This window comes from Streptomyces sp. NPDC048172 (genome assembly GCF_043202595.1).
In the GTDB taxonomy this organism is placed as follows: domain Bacteria; phylum Actinomycetota; class Actinomycetes; order Streptomycetales; family Streptomycetaceae; genus Streptomyces.
Map to the genome: position 1 here is coordinate 1,125,939 of NZ_JBIDAT010000001.1, position 21,891 is coordinate 1,147,829.

Sequence of the window (21,891 nt, forward strand, 5' to 3'; positions counted from 1 at the left end):
TTCCGGCGCGAAAGCGCAACCGCGGAGCCCCTTCGCGGCGTCCGCGCGGTCCACAGCCCCGAGCCTACGTCAACCTTGCGCCTTGCCCGCTCCCGGAAGGGTGACGTGGATGCGGCAGCCGCGAGGGGATTCGGCCACCCTGATCCAGCCGCCGTGCAGGTCCACCGCCCAGCGCGCGATGGCCAGGCCCAGCCCGGTGCCCCCGGTGCCGCCCTGGCCCGCCTTGCCCTCGGACGTCTGCGTACGGCTGAACCGGTCGAAGACGCGCAGCCGCTCGGACTGCGGGATGCCGGGCCCCTCGTCCAGGACCTCGACCTGGAGGCTGCCGTCCTCCGGCGGACCCTCGCCGGGACGGGCACGGACCGTGACGCGGCCGTGCTGGGGGCTGTGCTTGACCGCGTTGTCTATCAGGTTCGCCACGACCTGGTGCAGCCGCTCGGGGTCGGCGTGCGCGGTCAGCTCGGGCGGCGAGACGTCGAGGTGCAGATGGACGTCCGTACGGGCGTGGCCCGAGCCCTTGCTCATGTTGGCCTCCTTCAGGACGCCCGCCAGGTACGGCCAGACCTCGAAGCGGCGCGCGTGCAGCGGCACCACCCCGTTGTCGAGCCGGGAGAGGTCCAGGAGGTGGTCCACGAGCCGCCCCAGCCGCTCCGTCTGCTGGAGGGCCGTGCGCATGGTCTCGGGATCGGCCTCGGAGACGCCGTCCACCACGTTCTCCAGCACGGCGCGGAGCGCCGCGATGGGGGTGCGCAGCTCGTGCGAGACGTTCGCCACCAGCTCCTTGCGGTGCTGGTCGACGGATTCCAGGTCGGCGGCCATCTGGTTGAACGTCTCGGCGAGCTCGCCGAACTCGTCCCGGCGGCTGCGGCGCACCCGGCGCGTGTAGTCACCGTGCGCCATCGCCCGGGCGGCGTCCGTCATCTCGTCCAGCGGCGCGGTCAGCGACTGGGCGACGAACTGCGTGATCAGCAGCGAGGCCACGATCGAGATGATCGTGATCACCCGCAGCTCGGTCTTCGAGTGCATGGCGAAGAGCGCCAGCAGCGTGGTGATCACCACCGAGACGATCACCAGCGCGCCGAGCGCGGCCTTCACCGAGCGGTACGGGTCCAGGGGGCGCAGGGCCTCCCAGGTCCGTTCCCATGTCCGTTCCCAGAGCCGGGCGCACGCGTGCTGCCAGCGGCTTCCGTTCTCCGTCACGGACATGCCGTCCCCCGTCCGCTCAGGAACCGTCGGTGGCGGCCGGGGCCGCCGGGGCCGGTGTCTCCAGCGCGTACCCGACGCCGTGGACCGTACGGATGCGGTCGGCACCGATCTTCCGGCGCAGCGCCTTGATGTGACTGTCGACGGTACGGGTGCCGGAGGCGTCCGCCCAGTCCCAGACCTCGGCGAGGAGCTGCTCGCGGGAGAGCACGGCGCGCGGGGAGTGCGCCAGGCAGACGAGCAGGTCGAACTCGGTCGGCGTCAGGTGCACGTCCTCGCCCGTGACCCGGACCCGGCGCTGCGCGTGGTCGATCTCCAGCTCGCCGAGCCGGAGTATCCCCGTGCGCGGCGTGTGCGCGGCGAGCGTCGCGCGCTCCACGCGGCGCAGCAGCACATGGACGCGGGCCGCGACCTCGCGCATGGAGAACGGCTTCGTCATGTAGTCGTCGGCGCCCACGCCCAGGCCGACCAGCATGTCCGTCTCGTCGTCCCGCGCGGTGAGCATCAGCACCGGGACGGGGCGCTGGGCCTGCACCCTGCGGCAGACCTCCAGCCCGTCGAAACCGGGGAGCATCACGTCCAGCACCAGCAGGTCGGGCTGCCAGGCCTCGGCGGTGTCCACGGCCGCGGGCCCGTCGCCCGCGGTCTGCACCTGGAAGCCCTCGGCCCTCAGCCGTCTGGCGATGGCGTCGACGATGGTGGGATCGTCCTCGACGACCAGGATGCGGCGCTGGGCACCCGGGGTGGGTGCCGGGGTGGCCCCGCCCGTCGTCTGCGTGCTGTTCTTCTGGTCCATTCGGCCCCGCCCCTGCGTCGCCCCGCCGCTGTGTCGCGTCTGTCCGTGCACTTACAGATGTACTTACTGGCAGCAGCGTAAGGGCCTGTCGGCCGCCTCGGCTACGCCGGTCGCGAGGCGAAGTGGACCACGTCGGGGACGCCTCGGGCGACGTGGATCTCATCGGTCCGAACGCGACAGAATCCCGCATTCCGCAAGGACGTTTCGAATCCGGAGGACGGCTGCGCCGACCAGACGGCGAGCACACCGCCCGGCGCCAGCCGCGCCAGGCACGCGGCCAGCCCCGCGGGGGAGTAGAGCGAGGCGTTGTCCTCGGTGACCGTCCAGTCCGGTCCGTTGTCGATGTCGAGGCAGAGCGCGCCGTACGCACGCGGCGCCGTACGTAGGTGTTCCAGCAGGTCGGCGTGGACCAGCTCGGTGCGCGGGTCCTCCAGCGCCGCGGCGGAGCGCGCGCGCAGCGGCCCGCCGCGGTGCCAGTCGAGGATCGCGGCCTCGCGCTCGACCACGGTGATCCTGCCCCAGCGCGGCTCGGCCGCCGCCTCCGCGAGCGAGAAGCCCACGCCGAGCCCGCCGATGAGCACGGACGGCGCCTCGCGGCCGTCCCGTTCCCGCAGTTCCCCCAGCGCCGCGCGCACCAGCAGCCGCTCGGAGCGGCCGTCGGAGGTGTCCATCAGGAAGCAGCCGTTGGCGATGATCTCGTGGTGCTCCCCGCGCCGCCGGAGCACGACCTCGCCGTACGGCCCGTCGCGGCGGTCGAGGGTCTCGGCAAGTGCTTGGTCTGGCATGCCCGGAAGGGTACGGAAAACCGTTCGCGCCCGTGGCGGGGGCGTTGTTACGTTCGCCGGGTCCCGTTGAACGACGACCGGGCCTTCGTGCCCTGGAAACGCAGGTGTTGATGACACCCCGGCCCACCGGGCGCTGAGCGCTCCTGAGCCCGGACCCATTTCTCCGAGCCTCTCGGTCGCTCGGCGCTCCCTTGCTGTCCTGAACCGAACCTTTCTCCAGCAAGGAGTACCCCGGTGTCCACCACCGACTCCGGTTCCGCGCGCTCCGGCGCGCGTCGGACCGGCACCTTCACCTGCGTACGCTGCGGACTCACCGTCACCCGGCTCGATCCCGACGACCGCGTGCGCAACCACTGCCCGAGCTGTCTGCACTCCCGGCACGTCACCGACCACGTGGAGGGCGGCGCCTCGGAGTGCCGTTCGCGGATGAGCCCGATCGCGATCGCGGTGCTGCGCGACGGGGCCTGGATGGTCATCCACCGCTGCACCCGCTGCGACGAGCTGACCTCGAACCCGGTCTCGCCGGACGACAACCACCTCATCCTGATGAGGATGGCCGTACGCCCGCTGGCACAGCCGCCGTTCCCCCTCGAAGTCTTCGGCGAGGTGTGACATGGCGCGACGGCACACCCGGTCCGCACGGCGTCCCCAGCGCCGCAAGGACCCCTGGCACGGGCGCCCCGGCGAGGGCGGCGGCGACGCGTTCCGCTGCGTGGGCTGCGCCCTCGCCGTCCCGATGGCGGCGCCGGGCACGGCGCACCGCAACCACTGCCCGCACTGTCTGACGAGCCTGCACGTGGACCGCCGCGTCCCGGGCGACCGCGCGTCGGAGTGCCGGGCGCGGATGACGGCGCTCGGCCTGTCCGTACGGCCGGACGGCGAGTGGACGCTCATCCATCTCTGCGTGGTCTGCGGGGAGCTGAGCGCCAACCGCATCGCGGGCGACGACAACGCGCTGGCCCTGCTCCGCCTCGCGGTCCGGCCGCTGGCGGACGGCGCGATGCCGGTACGGGCGCTGCTGGCGCTGTGACGGGGAGGGCCGGGGCGGTCGCCGCCCCGGCCCTCCCTCCCGGTCAGTCCGCCGTGACGGCGAACTCCGCCAGGGTTCCGTCGTCGCTCACCCGCCGCAGTCCGGCCTTCTCCAGGACGCGGACCGAGGCCGGGTTGGCCAGCTCGACCTGTGCCCGGACGGTGTGCACGCCGGGCGCGGTCAGCCCGTACCCGGCGAGTGCGCCCGCCGCCTCGGACGCGTAGCCCCGGCCCTGGCGGGACGGGACGACGCCGTAGCCGAGCTCCAGGACGCCGTCGTTCGGCGGCCAGAACAGTCCGATGGAGCCGATCACGAGCCCGCCGTCCCGCTCGGCGACGAGCCGGTGGCCGTAGGGGTGCAGCCCCTCGGGGCTGTCCCGCAGGAATCCGGCGATCACGCCGTCGCCCTCGGCGGGGAAGTCCCCGGCCCACCCGTCGGAGCGGGGGCCGTCCAGCACGGCGGAGACCTCGGCGGCCGTCCACGGGCGCAGGACGAGACGCTCGGTGAGCAGTTCGTCACCGGACAGGCTGAAGGGAAGGGGAAGAGAAGAAGAAGTCACGCGACACTCTCCGGTCGTCGTCTGTCGAACGACCGGGCCACGGCTCTCAGCGCGCGGCCCGGACCTGGGCATGCTGACGAAGCGCCTCGCGGGCCATATTCATCAGCCTCCCCTCGGTCCGTCGCTGGACGGCATCCTACGGCGCGCACCCCTCGACGCACGATCGCTCACAGCGAACAGGCGCGGGGGAACAATCCTCGCCTCAACAGCATTGAGCGAGTGTTACTCAATTTGCCTGCCGAGGGAGAGATCATGGCTACCGGTTCCACGGGGTACACACCGCTCACCCTGCCTGTGCTGCCGATCGACGCCGACGGTCCGGAGGGATCCGACGGTGACGGGGTCGTGCTGCCCGGGATGGTGGTGCCCCTGGACCTCTCGGAGAGCGAGGTCCGCGCCGCCGTCGAGGCCGCGCAGGCCGCCGTCCTCCAGGGAGACAAACCCCGCGTGCTCCTTGTTCCGCGCGTGGAGGGGCAGTACGCGGACATCGGCGTGCTCGGCCGCGTGGAGCAGGTGGGACGGCTCGCCGACGGTGACCCGGGCGCCCTGATCAGGGGCCTGCGCCGGATCCGTATCGGCGCCGGGACGACCGGCCCGGGCGCCGCGCTGTGGGTGGAGGGCACGGAGATCGAGGAGACGGTCCCCGACCCCCTGCCGGGCGCGGTCACCGAGCTGATGAAGGAGTACAAGGCGCTCATCACGGACTGGCTGCGCAAGCGCGGCGCCTGGCAGGTCGTGGACCGCGTGCAGCAGATCGACAACGTCTCGCAGCTCGCGGACAACGCGGGATACTCCCCGTTCCTCACCACCGAGCAGCGCCTCGAACTGCTCACCACCCTCGACCCGGTCGAGCGCCTGAAGGCCGCCACCGCCGCCCTGCGCGAGCACCTGGCCGAGCAGGACGTGGCCGAGTCCATCGCGAAGGACGTCCAGGAGGGCGTCGACAAGCAGCAGCGCGAGTTCCTGCTCCGCCGCCAGATGGAGGCCGTCCGCAAGGAGCTGGCCGAGCTGAACGGGGAGCCGGAGGACGAGAGCGAGGACTACCGCGCCCGCGTCGAGGCCGCCGACCTGCCCGAGGAGGTCAGGAAGGCCGCCCTCAAGGAGGTCGACAAGCTGGAGCGCTCCAGCGACCAGTCCCCCGAGGGCAGCTGGATCCGCACCTGGCTCGACACCGTGCTCGAACTCCCCTGGAACGAGCGCACGGAGGACGCGTACGACATCACCGGCGCCCAGCGCGTGCTGGACGAGGACCACGCGGGGCTGCAGGACGTCAAGGAGCGCATCACCGAGTACCTGGCGGTGCGCAAGCGGCGCGACGAGCGCGGCCTCGGCGTAGTAGGCGGCCGTCGCGGCGGAGCCGTACTCGCCCTGGTCGGCCCGCCCGGCGTCGGCAAGACCTCGCTGGGCGAGTCCGTGGCCCGCGCGATGGGCCGCAAGTTCGTCCGCGTCGCCCTCGGCGGCGTCCGCGACGAGGCGGAGATCCGCGGCCACCGGCGTACGTACGTCGGGGCGCTGCCCGGCCGCGTCGTGCGCGCCGTCAAGGAGGCGGGCTCCATGAACCCGGTCGTCCTCCTCGACGAGGTCGACAAGGTCGGCTCCGACTTCCGCGGCGACCCCGCGGCGGCCCTCCTGGAGGTCCTGGACCCGGCCCAGAACCACACCTTCCGCGACCACTACCTGGAGGTCGAGCTCGACCTCTCGGACGTCGTCTTCCTCGCCACGGCCAACGTGCTGGAGGCCATCCCGCAGCCGCTGCTCGACCGCATGGAGGTCGTCCAGCTCGACGGGTACACGGAGGACGAGAAGGTCACCATCGGCCGCGACCACCTGCTGACCCGCCAGCTCGAACGGGCGGGCCTGGAGGAGGGCGAGGTCACCTTCACCGACGAGGCCCTGCGCAAGCTCGCCGCCGAGTACACGCGGGAGGCGGGCGTGCGGAACCTGGAGCGGGCCGTGCAGCGGGTGCTCCGCAAGGTCGCCGCACAGCAGCAGCTCGGCAAGCTGGAGCTGCCGTACGAGGTCGGGGTGGACGAGCTCCGCGAGCTGATCGGCCGCCCGCACCACACGCCCGAGTCGGCGCAGGACCCGGCCGAGCGGCGTACGGCGGTGCCGGGCGTGGCCACCGGCCTGGCGGTCACGGGCGCGGGCGGTGACGTCCTCTTCGTCGAGGCGTCGCTCGCCGACCCGGAGACGGGCGGCTCGGGCCTGACCCTCACCGGCCAGCTCGGCGACGTCATGAAGGAGTCGGCACACATCGCCCTCTCCTACCTCCGCTCACGCGGGGCCGAACTGGAGCTTCCGGTCGGCGACCTGAAGGAGCGCGGCATCCACCTGCACGTCCCCGCGGGCGCCGTCCCCAAGGACGGCCCGAGCGCGGGCGTGACGATGACGACGGCCCTGGCCTCGCTCCTGAGCGGCCGCCAGGTGCGTCCTGAGGTGGCGATGACGGGCGAGGTCTCGCTGACCGGGCGGGTGCTGCCGATCGGCGGCGTCAAGCAGAAGCTGCTCGCCGCGCACCGCGCGGGGGTGACGACCGTCGTCATCCCGAAGCGGAACGAGCCGGACCTGGACGACGTCCCCCAGGAGGTCCTCGACGGCCTCGACGTCCACCCCGTCTCCGACGTCCGCCAGGTCCTGGACCTGGCCCTCACCCCGGCGGGAAGCCCGGCCCGCGAAGTTCCGGTCGCGGCGTGACGGACGTGACCGGTTGAAAGAAGGGGCCCTTCCCCACCAGGGGGAGGGCCCCTTCGCGTACGCCGGTCACGGCATGGAACCCAGGGGCGCGGGGAACTGCGCGCCCGGCCACGACGCATGCGGCACCCGGCGAGGGCGGGGAGGTTCTACGGCGCGTATCCGCCCCCGGGAGGTGGCACAGCCGCGTCGGGGCGTAGGCCCGTCGCCCTCAGGGGCGCGGGGAACTGCGCGCCCGGCCACGACGCATGCCGCACCCGGCAGGGGCGGGAAGCCCAACGGCGCTTCCCGCCCCCACGGGCGTCACGGCAAGGCAGAGCGCGCGGCTCAGCCGTTGGCCAGAACCTTCAACCGGTCCATGGACCCGTTGAAGTAGTTGTGGTCCCCCACGATCGGGCCGGACGAGGTGTACTGCCAGAAGGTGTAGAAGCCCCAGCCGCCGGGGAGTTCGCCGGGCCCGGAGGCGTAGCGGGCCACCCAGAGCGGGTTGGTGTTCCCGAACGCGCCGGAGTTGCCGGTGCACTGCTTCCACCAGCTCGTGCTCGTGTAGATGACCGCGTCACGGCCGGTCTGCGCCTTGTACGTGGAGGTGAAGTCCTTGATCCAGTTCACCATCGCACCGGCGCTGAGCCCGTAGCAGGTCGAGCCGTACGGGTTGTACTCGATGTCGAGCACGCCCGGCAGGGTCTTGCCGTCCTTGCTCCAGCCGCCGCCGTTCGAGGCGAAGTACTTGGCCTGCGAGGCGCCGCTGGAGGAGTTGGGCAGCGCGAAGTGGTACGCGCCGCGGATCATGCCGATGTTGTACGAGCCGTTGTACTGCTGGGTGAAGTAGGGGTTCTTGTACCCGGTCCCCTCCGTCGCCTTGACGTACGCGAAGCGGACGCCGCTGTCCCACAGGCCCTTCCAGTTGACGTTGCCCTGGTGGCCGCTGACGTCCACGCCGTGGACGGTCGCGGCGACGCCCTTGCCGCCGTCGGCGGGCGGGGTGCCGGGGGTGTCGTCGCCCTCGTGCATCCGCACGCCCGCGCCCATCCAGGCGTCGCCGGGCTTCTGCGGCTCGGGCGGCGCCGGGGCCGGGGGCGGCGGCGGAGCGGGCGCCGCCGTCGCGGCGCCGGGCAGGGTGAGGACGAGCGCGAGCGCGGACAGGAGCGCGGTGAGGGTGCCGAGTGCCGCCGCGACTCCGCGTCTGCGACGGGACGTTCCGTTCGGGGTGCTCGACGTGCGGGAGCTGGACATCGCTGCCTCCGGTGACCTCGGGTGGTGGGGGTCGTGGGGGGTGGGGTCGTGCGTGGAACGCGTGGAGGTGGAGCAGATGGAGCGGTCGACATGTCCGCTGGTGTGGGCATGTCACAACGAAGGTACGCGCGTAGACCCGTGAGGCGGAAGACGCACCACCGGCTGCCGGTGGTCTATTCCTGCGAAATACTGGGCGGAGCTGCGGTTATCAGTACCGCTGGCAGAAACTTTCTTCGCGGGAGAAGCGGCATTGACGGATGAAAAGGGCGGCCCGATGGACGAGTTCGGGCCGGAAGGGCTCGATCTGGAGCGGGAGCTCGCGGTGTTCCTCCGCCGTGCCCGTGCCACGTCGGGCGAGATGGCCCGCGAGGTGCATCCGGACCTGGAGCCCGCCGCGTACGGCCTGCTCGTACGGCTGGAGGACGCGGGCCCGCAGCGGGCCACGGAGCTGGCGGCGTACTTCGGCGTGGGCAAGGCGACGATGAGCCGCCAGCTCGGTGCGCTGGACCGCCTCGGCCTCATCGCGCGCACCCCCGACCCGGCCGACGGGCGCGCTTCCCTCGTGGAGCTGACGTCCGAGGGGCACGAGCGGTTCACCCGTGTCCGTGACGCGCGCCGCTCGCGCTACGCGCGCAAGCTCGCGGCCTGGGACCGCCAGGAGATCGCCGACCTGGCACGCCTGCTGCACCGGCTGAACGAGGTGAGCGCGGCGGACGAGTGAACCGTACGGCGGTGTTCCGGTAGTGGCCGGTAATGGCCACGGGGAAGACCGGGGCTGAGGGTGCGCATTAGCTTGCGCGGCATGTCGCCTTCATCGTTCCGTCCGCCCTCCCGCCGCGCCGTGGTCGGCACGGGCCTCGCGGGCGCCGCCGCCACCGCCCTGACCGCGACCGCGCTCGACGGCCCGGCCGCCGCACGGGACGCGGAAGCGGACGCGGGGTGGAAGGCCGACAAGGGCCGCACGTACCCGGTCCCCGGGCTGCGGAAGCCAGTGCGCGTAACGGTCGACACCTGGGGCGTGCCGCACCTCTACGCGGCCGACGCCGGTGACCTCTTCCAGGCGCAGGGCTTCAACATCGCCCGCGACCGGCTCTTCCAGATCGACACCTGGCGGCGGCGCGGACTCGGCCGCTTCAGCGAGGTCCTCGGCGAGGCGTACGTCGAGCAGGACAGGGCCGCGCGGCTCTTCCTCTACCGCGGCGGCATGGACGCCGAGTGGGCCGCCTACGGCCCCGAGGCCCGTACGGCCGCCACGCGCTTCGCGGCCGGGATCAACGCGTACGTCGACTGGCTGGACGACCACCCCGAGGAGCTGCCCGAGGAGTTCACCGCGCTGGGGTACGGCCCGGCGCGCTGGGAGCCCGAGGACGTGGTGCGGATCAGGACCCACGCGCTCGGCGGCAATCTGTCGGGAGAGCTCGCGCGCGCCAAGCTCCTGCGCCTCGGCGGGCCCGAGGCGGGCAAGCTCTACCGGAAGCTCGAACCGGAGCACACGCCGCGCGTCCCCGACGGGCTCGACCTGGACCTGATCCCGGACGACGTCGCCGAGGTCTTCCACCTGGCCACCGCGCAGATGCAGTTCTCCGACGGGCGCATGAAGAGGGCGGCGCCCGCCGAGGGGCTGGACGCGCAGACGGCGGGCCTGCTGCGCGAGACCGTGTCCGGCAGCAACGCCTGGGCCGTCTCCCCGCGCCGTACGGCCACCGGCAGACCGATCCTCGCGGGCGACCCGCACCGGGAGAACCACGCGCTGCCCGGGAACCGGTACCTCGTCCATCTCCACGCGCCCGGCCTGAACATCATCGGCGCCGGGGAGCCGTGGAACCCGGGCGTCAGCATGGGCCACAACGGCAGGATCGCGTTCGGCCTCACCAACCTCCCCGCCGACCAGACGGACCTCTACGTCTACGACCTCGACCCGGACGACCCCACGCGCTACCGCTACCAGGACGGCTGGGAGCGGATCAGGACCGTCACCGAGGACATCCCGGTGGCGGGCGGCGGCACCCGCCGCGCCGAGCTGTCGTTCACGCGGCACGGCCCGGTCGTCAAGGTGGACGTGGAGAACGCCAAGGCGTACGCGGTGCGCACCGTCTGGACGGAGCCGGGCACGTCTCCGTACCTCGGCAGCCTGCGCTTCCAGCGCGCGGCGGACTCGGGCGAGTTCGTGAAGGCGATGCGCGGCTGGAAGGCCCCCGGCTCGAACCTGGTCTACGCCGACACGAAGGGCGACATCGGCTGGGTCCCCGGCGCCCTCTTCCCGAAGCGGAAGGGCGAGGGGTACGACGGCCTGTTGCCCGTGCCCGGCGACGGACGGTACGAGTGGGACGGCTTCCACGACAACGCCGCACTGCCCCGCGTCCGCAACCCGCGCGAGGGGTACATCGCCTCGGCCAACGAGTACAACTTCCCCTCCGGCGCCCCCGTGCCCACCTACGAGTGGACCGCTCCCGACCGCAAGCGCCGCATCGACAAGGTCCTCTCCCGGCACCGCCGCGTCACGCTGGAGGACACCGTGGCGCTCCAGAACGACGAGCGGTCCGGGAACGCCGCCCGCCTCCTGCCGTACGTGACGCGGCTGGACTCCGCCGACCCGACGACCCGGAAGGCCCTCCGGCTGCTGCGCGCGCACGACGCGGTCGCGGGCGAGGACTCGGCCCCCGCCGCGCTCTTCGAGACCTGGCTGACGCGGTTCCTGTACCCGGCGTGGACCCAGGCCCTGCTGCCGAAGGAGGCCGCTGACCATCTGACGTCGCTGAGCCTCGCGGCCGATCTGCGCGTCATGCACGAGACCTTCGCGCACCCCGGCGACTGGTTCGGCGAGGGCGGCGCGAAGGCCAGGGACGCGCTGCTGCTCGGCTCGCTCGCGAAGGCGTACGAGGAGGTACGCGCCAAGCTCGGGGCCGACGAGGCGGAGTGGCGCTGGGGCGCGCTGCACTTCCACGTCTTCGCGCACCCCCTCGGGGAGCCGAACACCGGCCGGGTGGCGCGGGGCGGCACCTTCGACACGGTGCGCTGCTCGTACTACCTCTTCACCACCTACCACTTTCCGGAGATCGTCGGCCCGACCTTCAGGATGGCGCTCGACGTCGGGGCCTGGGACAACTCCCGCGCGATCAACGCGCCGGGGCAGTCCGGGGACCGGCGGAGCCCGCACTTCACCGACCTGCACGCGACCTGGGCGAAGGGCGGGCACTTCCCGCTGGTCTACAGCGACGAGGCCGTCGAGAAGAACGCCGGGACGCGGATCCTCCTAGAGCCCTGAGACGGGGGCGGCGGCAGGGGCGGGGGCGGGCGCGGGTTCCGGGTGCGCCACCCGGTCCAGGTACGCGCGTGCCTTCTCCGGCTCGAAGAACCACTCCTCGAAGTCCGAGGGGTCGTTGAAGCCGTTGGCGAAGCGGTCCGCCACGTGCTGGACCTCGTTGCCCGCGCCGAGCAGCTCCAGGATGTGCTCGGGCGGCGGGGCCAGCATCGCGTTCGTCCACTTGGTGGCGTGCTGCGCCGTCGCCCAGTACCGCTCGAACGTGGCCCGCATCCACTCCTCGTCGAACTCCTCCTCGCCGCGCTCCAGGATCGCCGCGAGGTAGGTCGCCGCGCACTTGGAGGCGGAGTTCGAGCCCTGGCCCGTGATCGGGTCGTTGGCGACCACCACGTCGGCGACGCCCAGCACCGCGCCCCCGCCGGGCAGCCGCCCCACGGGCCTGCGCACGGTCGGCGCGTACCGCCCCGCCAGGGTGCCGCCCGCGTCGGTCAGCTCGACCTTCGTCGCGCGGGCGTACTCCCAGGGCAGGTGCTCCTCCATCAGGTCCAGCGTCCTCGCCAGGTGCTCCTGCGGGTCCTTGATGCCCTGGAAGACGTCGGCCGGGCCGCCCGGCACGCCCTCCCAGAAGAGGATGTCGGCGCGCCCGGACGTCGTCAGGCACGGCATCACGAACAGTTCGCCGACGCCCGGCACCAGGTTGCAGCGCACGGCCTCCGTCTCCGGGTGCTCCGGGCGCGGGTCGAGCCCGTGGACGTAGGCGACGGACAGGGCGCGCTGCGGGGTGTCGTACGGCGAGCGCTCCGCGTCCCGCTCGAACATCGACACCAGCTCGCCCTTGCCCGCCGCGACGAGCACCAGGTCGTAGCGGCGGGCGAAGAAGTCGAGGTCGGAGACGGCGGCGCCGTGGATGACGAGCTGGCCGCCGCGCTGCGCGAAGGTCTCCATCCAGCCCGCCATCTTCACGCGCTGGTCGACGGACTGCGCGTACCCGTCCAGCTTCCCGAGCCAGTTGACGGCGCGGGACCGGTCCGGCGCGGCGACCGAGACGCCCAGGCCCGCGATACGGGGTGCCTGGTCCTCCCAGAAGTTGACCTCGATGTCGCGCTCGTGCTGGAGGGCGGTGTGGAACATGCACTGCGTGGACATCACCCGGCCACCGCGGAGCTCGTCCGGGGTGCGGTTGGACATCACGGTGACCTCGTAGCCGTGGGACTGGAGGCCGAGGGCGAGCTGGAGACCGGCCTGGCCGGCTCCGACGACGAGTATCTTCCGCATGGGGGTACTGCTCTCTGTCTGTTCCGGGTGGTTCGTGCGCGGCGGGCGCGGTGGGGCGCGGCGGGCGCGGCGCGTCGCTGCACCGCTCAGGCGGGTGCCGTCTCCAGCGCGTGGCCGACGAGGGCGAGGAGCGCTTCGGCCACGGTGCTCCGCTCGCGCGCGTCCATGATCACCACAGGCGCGTGCTCGGGGACCGACAGGGCCTCCCGTACGTCGTCCGCCTCGAAAGCCCGCGTGCCCTCGAAGTGGTTCACGGCGACGACGTACGGCAGCGCGCAGCTCTCGAAGTAGTCGAGCGCGGGGAAGCAGTCCTCCAGCCGCCGGGTGTCGGCCATCACCACCGCGCCGATCGCGCCGCGCACGAGGTCGTCCCACATGAACCAGAACCGCTGCTGCCCGGGCGTGCCGAACAGGTAGAGCACCAGGTCGTCTTCCAGCGTGATCCGCCCGAAGTCCATCGCGACCGTCGTCGTCGCCTTGTCGGGCGTCGCGCCGAGGTCGTCCGTCTCCTCGCTGGCGCGCGTCATCAGCGCCTCGGTGCGCAGCGGCTCGATCTCCGAGACGGCGCCGACGAACGTCGTCTTGCCCACCCCGAAGCCCCCGGCGACCACGATCTTCGTGGAGACCGGCGCGCGTGTCAGGTCCTTCTGCCACTCGGGCACGAAGTCCGTCTCAGATTCTGCGAAGTCCACCGAGCACCCTCTCCAGCAGCGCGCGATTCGGCCTCTCGGCGCCGTGCCCGGTGCCGTACACGTGGATCCGGCCCTGCGCGGCGAGATCGCCCAGCAGCACGCGGACCACGCCCAGGGGCATCCTGAGCAGCGCCGATATCTCCGCGACGGAACGCATCCTGCGGCACAGCTCGACGATGGCCTGCATCTCGGGCATCACGCGGTCGCGCAGCCCGCCCGAGGTGAGCTCGTGGCGCTCGTCCGCGGCCTCGATCGCGGCGACGAACGTCTCGACGAGCAGCACGTGCCCGGCCTGCGTCCGGCCGCCGGTGAGGGCGTAGGGGCGGACACGTTTCGCCCGTCCGCCGTGGGCGCCGCGTATGGAAAGAGGGGGATGGGAGGTCACTGCTACTGCTCCAGCTCCATGGACTCCCGCAGCTCGCTGCGGAGTTCGGGGGTGAGGACGTGTCCGGCGCGGCCGACGAAGAGCGCCATGTGGTAGCCGATGACGCTCATGTCGCAGTCCGGCGCCGCGTGGACGCCGAGGAGCGAGCCGTCCCCGATGGTCATGACGAAGAGCGCGCCGTCGTCCATCGAGATCATGGTCTGCCGTACCGGCCCGCCGTCCATCAGCTTCGCGGCGCCGACCGTCAGCGAGCCCACGCCGGAGACGATGGTCGCCAGATCGGCACTGGACCCGCGCGGCCCGCCGGGACCGCCGAAGCCTCCAGGACCGCCGGGGCCCGGGGACGGCGACGGGGACGGCGTACGGACGGGCGGTGCCGTCTGGACCGGGCGTGCGGGCCGGTCGTGCGTCTCCTCCGGCGCGCCGACCCCTCGCCCCTCCTGCTCCGGATCGGAGGACAGCAGCAGCAGACCGTCGGACGAGACGACGGCGACGGACCGTACGCCCGGCACCTCGTCGACCAGATTGTCCAGCAGCCAGCGCAGGTTACGCGCTTCCGAGCTGCTGGTCGTATGCGTGGTGGGCGCGTTCACTTGCGAGCCTCCTCGGCGGTACCACCGTCTACCTGCGCCCCCGCTTGCTCCTCCACATTCTCTTCTGCGACAAATTCCGCCGCAGCGTCACGCAGTCCTTCCTTCGCCCCCTGCTGGAACCCGCCGAGACGGCGCCTCAGCTCCTCGGCCCCGGTGCCGCCCCGGCGTGGACGCGGCGCCGTCGGAGCGCCCGTGGCGGGCGTCCTGGGCGTGCGCTTGGGCAGGCCCTTGGCCGTGTACGTGGTGTCAGGGACGGGTGCCGTCCCGGTGCCGCGGGTGGTCGGCCCGGCGGCTTCCGTTTCCGTCTCCGCGTCCGCTTCCGCTTCGGCCTCCGGCGACCGCGCGGCGACGGGCGCCAGGTCCTCGGCATGGGCGTGCTCGTCGCCGCCGGGGATCCCGGTGGCGGGACCGTCACCGGTCCCGGCGGTGGTCTCCATGGCGGCGGCGGGCCCGGAGTGCGGCCCGGTGCCGGTGCCGGTGGTGGTCCCGGCGTCGGGCGCGCCGACGGTGCCGGTCCCGTCAGCCTCGGCCTCTTCCCCGGCCTCGGCCTCTGCCTCTTCCTTCCGCGTGCCGCCTGGCCCCATCGGCCAGTCGTCCACGCCGGCGGTGCGGCGGCGCCGGGGACGGAGCACGGGCAGGTCGTCGGAGTCGGCCTCGGCGACCGAGCCGGGCAGCGCGGCGGCCGGAGCGGACGCCTCCGCGTCCGTGGCCGTGTCCGCGTCCGGGGTCGTGTCCGTGTCAGTGTCCGTGGAGGGGGACGCGGGCGCGCCCGCCGCACCCGGGGCCGGGCGGTCCGGCAGGAGCGCGGGCGGCACGGTGACGACGGCCGCGAGCCCGCCCTCGTCCTGCTTGCTCAGCCGGACGCGCAGCCCGTGCCGCGCCGCCAGCCGCGCGACGACGTACAGGCCCATGCCCAGCACGTTCTGGCCGTCCCTGCCCTGCTCCGGCGGCTCCTGGGCCGCCGGGTCGCTCAGCCGCGCGTTCAGTTCGGCGAGCTGCTCGTCGCCGACGCCGATGCCGGAGTCCTGGACCGAGAGCGCGACCTCGCCGCTCTCCAGCAGCCAGCCGGAGAGCCGCACCTCGGTCTCGGGCGGCGAGAAGGAGGCGGCGTTGTCGAGCAGTTCGGCCATCAGATGGCTGAGGTCGTCGGCCGCGAAGCCGCCGATCTGGGTGTGCGGGGGAACGGAGCCGAGCGCGACCCGCTCGTAGCGCTCTATCTCGCTCACGGCGGCGCGCAGCACGTCCAGCAGGGGAGCGGGGCCCTGCGGGCGGCCGCTCGTGTGCTCGGCACCGGCGAGCAGCAGCAGGTTCTCGGTGTGCCGCCGCATCCGGGTGGCGAGGTGGTCGAGCCGGAAGAGCGTGCCCAGCCGGTCCGGGTCGGTCTCGTTCTCCTCCAGCTCCTCGATCACGCCGAGCTGACGCTCGACCAGCCCGAGGGTGCGCAGGGAGAGATGGACGAACGTGCCGTGCGCGGCGTCCGCGGAGAGCCGCAGCTTCTCGCGTACGGCGTCGTAGTCGCGGCGCAGCAGCTCGTACCGCTCGGTCAGCTCGGCCTTGGCGACGGCCAGTTCGTCCTGCTCGCCCTCGGCGCGGGCGGTGCGGCCCTGGAGGTCGGCGGCGGAGTCGCGCAGCGTGTTGAGCGCGCGGACGACGTCGGCGAACTCGTCGTTCCTGCCGTGGAACGCCACCGGCTCGCCCGACGGGTCGTCCGCGAGGCGCCGCGAGCCGCGCCGGAGGACGGAGAGCGGACGGGCGAGCGAGCGCGCTGTCGAGACGCTGACGCCGACGGCGAGCAGCACGCAGACGCCCACCAGCGCGGCGCGGACCTGCAGCGCGTCCACGTCGTCGTCGCGCAGCCCCTCCAGCCGCTTGACCTCGGCGGCGGCGAAGGACGACTGCACGCCGCGCATGTGCGCGAGGCGCGCGGAGAGCGCGCTGTCCACGCGGTCGGCGTCGAGGGCGCGCTCGCGCGGGGTGAGGTAGGGGCGGGCGGTGAGCCGGGCGAGATAGCGCTCGGCGGTGTTCACGTCCGTACCGTTGACGGTCGTGCTGTAGCTGTCGCGCGCCTGGCGGCCCGCGGCCTCCTCGAAGTCGCCGAGCGCGCCCTCCTCCCGTACGCGGGCGCGCTGGGCCTCGGAGGTCAGGGCGCGCTGGGTGCCCGTACCGGCGAGGGCGCCGCGCAGCAGGCCGCGGGTGGCCGACGCCTGGTCGAGGGCGCGCGCGAGGTCGGGGAGCGCCCCGGCCGTCGCGTCCTGCGCCCGCTCGGGCAGCCCGCGCGCCACGTCGCGGGTGACCCCGCGCAGCGCCTGGACGACGCGCGAGTACGCCTCGTACGAGGCGAGGGCGCCGCCGTGCCCGGCTATGGCCCGCTGGCGGATCTTCGGGAGCGTCTTGAGGGACTTGCGCAGTTCGGCGGGCGCCGCCTCGCGGATCTCGTGGACCTGCCGGTCCACGCGCGCGCGTTGGCGCTCGCTGACCCCGGCGCCGCCGCGGCTGGTGCGCCCCGCGGCGATGTACTCGACGATGTCGTCGCGCTCGTCGGCGAGCGAGTGGGAGAGCGCGATGGCGCGCTGGCTGAGCTTCGCGTCGTCCACGAGCCCCTGCGCGTCCGTGGCGTCCTCGGAGGCGGCGACGACGGTGGGCGCGCCCGCGGCGAGCACGGCGACGGCGCAGAGCGCCACGGAGGCGAGCAGCCGGTTGCGGACCCGGGCTCTGCGTCTTCCCGGGGCGACGGGCGGGGCGGACGCGGCGGGCGCAACGGACGCGGCGGGCGCCTGGGAATCCGGAGGCGCTGCGGAAGTGGTGGCTGTGGCGGTGGCCTGGGGAACAACCGGTTTCCGAAGCTGCTTCTTCCGCACCCGTGCTCGCAATCTCGTCCCGCCTGCCCCGGGGGAGCCCGGGTGGCACAGTCCAACGTGTGTGGCAAGAGACTGACCCCGCCCGCCCTCGTCGACCGACCTTCGCAGCGCGGTGGTGAGGCGGGTGTGGTTCCCCTGCCGGGCCACCCGAAGGAGTGAACATCACTCAGGAGTTGGGGAACAACTCCACGTCGCGGACGTACCGTCCGGCCCCCGGGCATGGGTTGGAAATCCGGCGAGCGCCCTGGCAGGATGCCCGCCCGCAGATTCCCGGAGCGCCATGTTCCGGTCGTTCGGGCCCCGTCCGCGAGGGCCGTTCGAGGGGCGTTTCCCCTGGCGCGGAGTCAGGTACGGACCAGAGCCGGGGAACCGGCGGGCGCCCGTCCGGCAGCCGTACGCCTCCGGCAGACTTCCCCTATGCGCATCGACATGACCACCGAGCCCGGTGATCCCCAACGCCCCAATGAGGACTATGTGTCCGTGGCCCTTCCCGCGTCCGGGTGGGGCGGCGCGCTGGTCCTCCTGGACGGCGTGACGCCGCCCCGTGAGGACGTCGGGTGCACGCACGGCGTCCCGTGGTTCACGGCCCGCCTCGGGTCCGCGATGCTCGAACTGTCCGGTTCGCGCCGGGACATGACCCTGGCCGAATGCCTCGCCGCGGCCATCGCGCGTACGGCGGAGGCGCACGTCTCAACCTGTGATCTTTCTCATATCCGTACGCCTCAGGCGACCGTGGTCGCCGCGCGCTGGGACGAGGACCGCGTCGAACACCTCGTCCTCTCCGACTCCGCGCTCCTCGTCGAGGGCGACGACGGCGAGGTGACGCCCGTCCTCGACCGCCGCCTCGCCGAACTCCCGCCGTCCGTCCGTGCCCTGCGCGACCACGTCCGCGCGCTGCGCGCGGCGGGCGAGGCGGAGGAACTGGCGGCGGCGCGCGCGGCGTACGTGCGCGCGGTCGAGGGGCTGCGCAACGCGCCGGACGGCTCGGGTTTCTACACCGCGGCGGCCGATCCCGCCGTCGCGGAGCGCGCCGTGACCGGTACCCTTCCGCGCGCGCGGGTGCGCGCACTCCTCGCGCTGACCGACGGCGCGGCCCGCTGGACGGAGACGTTCCGCCTGGGCGACTGGGCGGGGCTGCTCGCGGTGGTGCGCAAGGAGGGCACGGGCGCGCTCGTCTCCCGCGTCCGCACGGCCGAGTCCGCCGACCCGGACTGCGTCGCCTTCCGCCGGGGCAAGCCCCACGACGACGCGGCCCTCGCCCTGGCCGAGCTGGCCTGACACGACCGTGTACGAGGGCTCAGCTCTCTCGCTTCCCCGGGTCGGGGCGTACGGCGCCCAGCACCGGATTCGACGCCACCGGCGACAGCTTGACGTCCTCGCCGGGCCGCGGCGCCTCCACGACCTCGCCGTCCCCCGCGTACAGCCCCACATGCGTGGCCCCGCGGTAGTACACGACCAGGTCACCGGGGCGCAGTTCGCGCAGCGGCACCCGCTTCAGCTGCCGCCACTGCTCCTGGCTGGTGCGCGGGATCGCGCGCGCCGCGTGCTGCCACGCCTGCGACGTCAGCCCGGAGCAGTCGTACGACGACGGGCCCTCGGCGCCCCACCGGTAGGGCTTGCCGATCTGCTCGCGCGCGTACTCCAGCGCCCGTTCCCCGGCGGACGAGGGGGCGCGCGTGCCGCCGAGCGCGCCCGAGTCCTCCAGCTTCTCCTGCGCCGCGTCCGTACGCGCGTCCTCCAGCCCGCGCACCTCGGCCAGCTCCTCGCCGGAGAGCGAGGCGAGCATCGACTCGACCTCCTTCAGCCGCTCCCGCGCCTCGTCGCGCCGCGCCTTCCGGGCCGAGGTGAGCTTCCGCTGCCGCTCCAGCGCGCCCCGCGCGCGCTGCGCCAGCGCCGTCGCTCTCCGCTCGCCGCTGGTCAGCCGCCGCACCGTCGCCGCCTGGTCACCGGCCACGCGGCGCAGCAGATGTCCCCGCTCCAGCAGCGCGTACGGATCGCGCGAGAGCAGCACCTGCACGCTGGGCGGCAGCCCGGAGACGGCACCCCGGTACTGCTGCCGGGCCAGCCGCCCCGCCTGGGTGCGGCCCGCGGTGAGGTCGGCGTGCGCGCGGGTGAGCGCGGCCTGCGCGCGCCGGGTCGCGGCCCGCTGCCGCTTCAGCTTCTCCGCCGTGCCGTTGTACGCCTCGGACGCGGCCTCGGCACGCGCGTACAGCCCCTGAAGCCGCTCCAGCAGCGCGCCGACGGAGGCGTCACCGGCCCCGTCCATCCCCTCGGGCTCCGGCTCCGTGAGCTCCGTTCCCGGCACCGGTTCCGGATCGGCGGGGGCGGCGAGCGCGGGGTGCGCGGTCAGCGCGGTGACCGTCAGCACCGTCGCGGTCGCCGCCGCGACGGCGGCCGATCTGACGGTCCGTACGGCTCGTACGGCTCGGGCGAAGGACCTGGTCACCGGCGCACCCCACTCTCGTCGCGCTCTCGTCGCTTTCCGCGAGCGTGGCACCGGGTCGCGCGGCGTCTCCTGCTGAACTGGGCGAATCCGCCCAGGGGTGTCACTCGTCCGGGTGCGGTGACGGCGTGTCAGCTCGGTTCAGCCACGCCCGAAGCGGCGCCGTCCCGCGAGGCGGCGGGCCTCTTCCGCGAAGGTGCCGATCTCGTGCAGATAGGGCTCGGGCAGCCACTCGGCGCCGGGGCGCCCCGCGCCGTTGCCGAGGTCGAGCACGCGGACGAGGGCCTCGGCGGTGGGCCGGGACTCCGGCGTCTTGTGCAGGCACGCGAGCAGCGCCGGGCGCAGCGCCTCGGGGACGCCCGTCATGTCGGCGCCCTCCCGCGCCGTCGGCAGCAGCTGTCCGGGGAAGGGGTGGCGCGCGGTGGCGGCGAACGCGAGCAGCGCGCCCAGCTCGAAGACGTCCGCGCTCGCGCCGGAGAACCCGCCGTGGGCCCCGCCGCCCTCCTCCTCGTCCCCGCCACTGGTGCCGTGCCAGGCCGTACGGCCCAGCGCCGCGCCGTGGTCGACGACACGGGGCGCCTCGCTGGTGAGGATCACGTTCTCGGGGCGCAGGTCGCGGTGGGCCGTGCCCGCCGCGTGGAGCGCCGTGAGGGCGCGGGCGACGGCGCCGCCCAGGGCGCGCAGCGACGGCTCGGGCAGCGGCCCGTACCGCTCGACCAGCGTGGCGAGCGCGACGCCGGGCACGAACTCGCTCGCCAGCCACGGGTGTTCGCTGTCCAGCTCGCAGCCGAGCGCCGCCGCGACGTACGGGCTGTCGACGGACTCGGCGGCGGTGAGCGCCTGCCGCCGTACCTCCGCGCGGAGTTGGCGGTCCCGGAGCAGCTCGGGGCGGAGCGCGCGCACGGCCGCGAGCCGCTTGCGCGCGCCGCGGCGCGGGGCGCCACGCCCCAGATGAACGGTCCCGGCCGCGCCGGAGCCGAGCGTTCCGTACAGCCGGAAGGGACCGAGCCGCGCGGACCCGGATCCGTCGAGGCTGGCAATCCCGTCGGTCACGCCGAGCAGACTAGGCGCACCACGCGCATGTGGGGAGGGGGCGCCGGCCGACGCTGTGACGACCGGGGGAGGCAACCCGGGCGGCGCCCCCTGCTTCGGGAGCCAACCGGACTAGACCACCACTGTCAATGGTACGTACCAGTAAGGGGGGCGGTGTTAACGAGCCGTTGACCCGCCGGGCCGCCCGCGCCGCCAGGGCCACTTCGGCCCGCCGCGCGGCTCTCCGTCCGGCTCGTAGACGTACGCCCAGCCGCGCGGCAGGCCCCACTTGTTCACGCGCGCGGGCTCCAGCCGGTACACGTGCGTCACCGTCTCCCCGCCGTCCGGGTCCGGCACCGGGACCTCGTACGTCTTGGGCGGCCTGCCCGTCGGGCCCAGCAGCACGGGCAGGGACCGCCCGTCCAGCGGCCCGCCGGTGAACGAGGTCTCCTCGCTGCGCACGGCGCTCAGCCCGCGCAGCAGTCGGCGCTGCCGCCGCCCTGCCCGGCGCTCTGCCCGGCCGCCCCCGCGGAGGCGCCCGGATCGCAGGGCTGGGCGAGCGCGCGGGCGCCCGGGCCCTCGTCGCCGAGCCGGTCGTGGTGGTTCACCAGCGCGCACGTCGTCAGCGAGAGGCAGCCGCAGCCGATGCAGTCCGTCAGGTGGTCGCGCAGCTGCTGCATCAGCTCGATGCGCTGGCTCAGCTCCTCGCGCCAGCACTCCGAGACCCGCGCCCAGTCCTCCCGGGTCGGCGTACGCCCCTCCGGGAGCAGGCCCAGCACCTCGCGGATCGCGGCGAGCGGCATGCCGAGCCGCTGCGAGGCGCGGATGAAGGCGACGCGGCGCAGCGTGTCACGGCTGTAGCGGCGCTGGTTGCCGGAGGTGCGGCGGCTCTGGATCAGCCCCTCGCGCTCGTAGAAGCGCAGCGCGGACGTCGCCACACCGGCACGCTCGGCCAGCTCGCCGACGGTGGCTTCCTTGGCCTTCCAGGACAGTTGAGTAGCCATGCCCGCCAGCCTAGCCCGGCCTTCAAGTTTTATTTAAGTCCCCTGGG

The 21,891-nt window shown here is 73.6% G+C and carries 20 protein-coding genes; 6 read left to right on the plus strand and 14 right to left on the minus strand.

Going from position 1 to position 21,891, the window contains the following annotated elements; translation table 11 throughout:
• Nucleotides 1–69: 69 nt before the first annotated feature.
• From ACGF3A_RS05140 to ACGF3A_RS05150, 3 genes are all read right to left on the minus strand, one after another.
• Nucleotides 70–1,206, minus strand: a complete 1,137-nt coding sequence (locus ACGF3A_RS05140) for an ATP-binding protein (RefSeq protein WP_393725891.1) — start codon at nt 1,204–1,206, stop codon at nt 70–72.
• 16 nt (nt 1,207–1,222) lie between these two features.
• On the minus strand, nt 1,223–1,999 hold the full coding sequence (locus tag ACGF3A_RS05145; RefSeq protein ID WP_393725893.1) for a response regulator transcription factor: 777 nt from the start codon (nt 1,997–1,999) through the stop codon (nt 1,223–1,225).
• Nucleotides 2,000–2,100: 101 nt separating this feature from the next.
• On the minus strand, nt 2,101–2,784 hold the full coding sequence (locus tag ACGF3A_RS05150) for a spermidine synthase (RefSeq protein ID WP_393725894.1): 684 nt from the start codon (nt 2,782–2,784) through the stop codon (nt 2,101–2,103).
• Nucleotides 2,785–3,018: 234 nt separating this feature from the next.
• On the opposite strand from ACGF3A_RS05150, the gene ACGF3A_RS05155 reads away from it, so the two are divergent.
• Nucleotides 3,019–3,396, plus strand: a complete 378-nt coding sequence (locus tag ACGF3A_RS05155) for an RNHCP domain-containing protein (protein WP_393725895.1) — start codon at nt 3,019–3,021, stop codon at nt 3,394–3,396.
• A gap of 1 nt (nt 3,397) precedes the next feature.
• Nucleotides 3,398–3,814, plus strand: coding sequence for an RNHCP domain-containing protein (locus ACGF3A_RS05160; protein WP_393725897.1), 417 nt, complete (start codon nt 3,398–3,400; stop codon nt 3,812–3,814).
• Between the two features lie 43 nt (nt 3,815–3,857).
• On the opposite strand, the gene ACGF3A_RS05165 is transcribed toward ACGF3A_RS05160, so the two are convergent.
• Complete coding sequence (locus ACGF3A_RS05165) at nt 3,858–4,373, minus strand: GNAT family N-acetyltransferase (protein ID WP_393725899.1); 516 nt, start codon at nt 4,371–4,373, stop codon at nt 3,858–3,860.
• A 252-nt stretch (nt 4,374–4,625) separates the two neighbouring features.
• Between ACGF3A_RS05165 and lon the strand changes: the two genes are divergently transcribed.
• Nucleotides 4,626–7,067 carry an endopeptidase La gene (gene lon, locus ACGF3A_RS05170; protein WP_393725901.1) on the plus strand — a complete coding sequence of 814 codons (2,442 nt, stop codon included), beginning with the start codon at nt 4,626–4,628 and terminating at the stop codon, nt 7,065–7,067.
• A 324-nt stretch (nt 7,068–7,391) separates the two neighbouring features.
• On the opposite strand, the gene ACGF3A_RS05175 is transcribed toward lon, so the two are convergent.
• A complete protein-coding gene (locus tag ACGF3A_RS05175) occupies nt 7,392–8,300 on the minus strand; it encodes a lysozyme (protein ID WP_393725903.1) in 909 nt (302 codons plus the stop codon).
• Between the two features lie 274 nt (nt 8,301–8,574).
• On the opposite strand from ACGF3A_RS05175, the gene ACGF3A_RS05180 reads away from it, so the two are divergent.
• Nucleotides 8,575–9,021, plus strand: coding sequence for a MarR family winged helix-turn-helix transcriptional regulator (locus ACGF3A_RS05180; protein WP_393727157.1), 447 nt, complete (start codon nt 8,575–8,577; stop codon nt 9,019–9,021).
• Between the two features lie 81 nt (nt 9,022–9,102).
• Entirely contained in the window at nt 9,103–11,565 is a 2,463-nt protein-coding gene (locus tag ACGF3A_RS05185; protein WP_393725904.1) for a penicillin acylase family protein, read from the plus strand.
• Here ACGF3A_RS05185 and ACGF3A_RS05190 read toward each other — a convergent pair.
• The 5 genes from ACGF3A_RS05190 to ACGF3A_RS05210 all read right to left on the minus strand — a co-directional run bounded on the left by ACGF3A_RS05190 (nt 11,554) and on the right by ACGF3A_RS05210 (nt 17,188).
• Nucleotides 11,554–12,837: a styrene monooxygenase/indole monooxygenase family protein gene (locus ACGF3A_RS05190; RefSeq protein WP_393725906.1), complete on the minus strand. Its 1,284-nt coding sequence runs from the start codon at nt 12,835–12,837 to the stop codon at nt 11,554–11,556. The genes ACGF3A_RS05185 and ACGF3A_RS05190 overlap by 12 nt on opposite strands.
• A gap of 86 nt (nt 12,838–12,923) precedes the next feature.
• Nucleotides 12,924–13,529 carry an ATP/GTP-binding protein gene (locus ACGF3A_RS05195; RefSeq protein ID WP_393725908.1) on the minus strand — a complete coding sequence of 202 codons (606 nt, stop codon included), beginning with the start codon at nt 13,527–13,529 and terminating at the stop codon, nt 12,924–12,926.
• Entirely contained in the window at nt 13,510–13,914 is a 405-nt protein-coding gene (locus ACGF3A_RS05200; RefSeq protein WP_393725909.1) for a DUF742 domain-containing protein, read from the minus strand. The genes ACGF3A_RS05195 and ACGF3A_RS05200 overlap by 20 nt, the downstream gene beginning before the upstream one ends.
• 2 nt (nt 13,915–13,916) lie before the next feature.
• Entirely contained in the window at nt 13,917–14,507 is a 591-nt protein-coding gene (locus tag ACGF3A_RS05205) for a roadblock/LC7 domain-containing protein (RefSeq protein WP_393725911.1), read from the minus strand.
• The gene (locus ACGF3A_RS05210) at nt 14,504–17,188 is read right to left on the minus strand and encodes a nitrate- and nitrite sensing domain-containing protein (protein ID WP_393725913.1); all 2,685 of its coding nucleotides are present in this window, start codon (nt 17,186–17,188) and stop codon (nt 14,504–14,506) included. The genes ACGF3A_RS05205 and ACGF3A_RS05210 overlap by 4 nt, the downstream gene beginning before the upstream one ends.
• Nucleotides 17,189–17,782: 594 nt before the next feature.
• On the opposite strand from ACGF3A_RS05210, the gene ACGF3A_RS05215 reads away from it, so the two are divergent.
• Nucleotides 17,783–18,643 (plus strand): protein phosphatase 2C domain-containing protein, encoded by an 861-nt coding sequence (locus ACGF3A_RS05215; RefSeq protein WP_393725915.1) that lies wholly within the window; start codon nt 17,783–17,785, stop codon nt 18,641–18,643.
• 19 nt (nt 18,644–18,662) lie between these two features.
• Here the strand turns inward: ACGF3A_RS05215 and ACGF3A_RS05220 are convergent, their stop codons facing one another.
• The 4 genes from ACGF3A_RS05220 to soxR form a co-directional block, all read right to left on the minus strand.
• Entirely contained in the window at nt 18,663–19,811 is a 1,149-nt protein-coding gene (locus tag ACGF3A_RS05220; RefSeq protein WP_393725917.1) for a C40 family peptidase, read from the minus strand.
• Nucleotides 19,812–19,949: 138 nt separating this feature from the next.
• Complete coding sequence (locus ACGF3A_RS05225) at nt 19,950–20,861, minus strand: protein kinase (protein WP_393725919.1); 912 nt, start codon at nt 20,859–20,861, stop codon at nt 19,950–19,952.
• 156 nt (nt 20,862–21,017) lie between these two features.
• The gene (locus ACGF3A_RS05230; protein ID WP_393725921.1) at nt 21,018–21,302 is read right to left on the minus strand and encodes a hypothetical protein; all 285 of its coding nucleotides are present in this window, start codon (nt 21,300–21,302) and stop codon (nt 21,018–21,020) included.
• 5 nt (nt 21,303–21,307) lie between these two features.
• Entirely contained in the window at nt 21,308–21,844 is a 537-nt protein-coding gene (soxR, locus tag ACGF3A_RS05235) for a redox-sensitive transcriptional activator SoxR (protein ID WP_393725923.1), read from the minus strand.
• Between the last annotated feature and the right edge of the window lie 47 nt (nt 21,845–21,891).

Coding starts and splice junctions, on each gene's coding strand:
- ACGF3A_RS05140 (WP_393725891.1), bottom strand. CDS start 1,206: ATGTCCGTGACGGAGAACGGAAGCCGCTGGCAGCACGCGTGCGCCCGG.
- ACGF3A_RS05145 (WP_393725893.1), bottom strand. CDS start 1,999: ATGGACCAGAAGAACAGCACGCAGACGACGGGCGGGGCCACCCCGGCA.
- ACGF3A_RS05150 (WP_393725894.1), bottom strand. CDS start 2,784: ATGCCAGACCAAGCACTTGCCGAGACCCTCGACCGCCGCGACGGGCCG.
- ACGF3A_RS05160 (WP_393725897.1), top strand. CDS start 3,398: ATGGCGCGACGGCACACCCGGTCCGCACGGCGTCCCCAGCGCCGCAAG.
- lon (WP_393725901.1), top strand. CDS start 4,626: ATGGCTACCGGTTCCACGGGGTACACACCGCTCACCCTGCCTGTGCTG.
- ACGF3A_RS05175 (WP_393725903.1), bottom strand. CDS start 8,300: ATGTCCAGCTCCCGCACGTCGAGCACCCCGAACGGAACGTCCCGTCGC.
- ACGF3A_RS05180 (WP_393727157.1), top strand. CDS start 8,575: ATGGACGAGTTCGGGCCGGAAGGGCTCGATCTGGAGCGGGAGCTCGCG.
- ACGF3A_RS05185 (WP_393725904.1), top strand. CDS start 9,103: ATGTCGCCTTCATCGTTCCGTCCGCCCTCCCGCCGCGCCGTGGTCGGC.
- ACGF3A_RS05190 (WP_393725906.1), bottom strand. CDS start 12,837: ATGCGGAAGATACTCGTCGTCGGAGCCGGCCAGGCCGGTCTCCAGCTC.
- ACGF3A_RS05215 (WP_393725915.1), top strand. CDS start 17,783: ATGCGCATCGACATGACCACCGAGCCCGGTGATCCCCAACGCCCCAAT.
- soxR (WP_393725923.1), bottom strand. CDS start 21,844: ATGGCTACTCAACTGTCCTGGAAGGCCAAGGAAGCCACCGTCGGCGAG.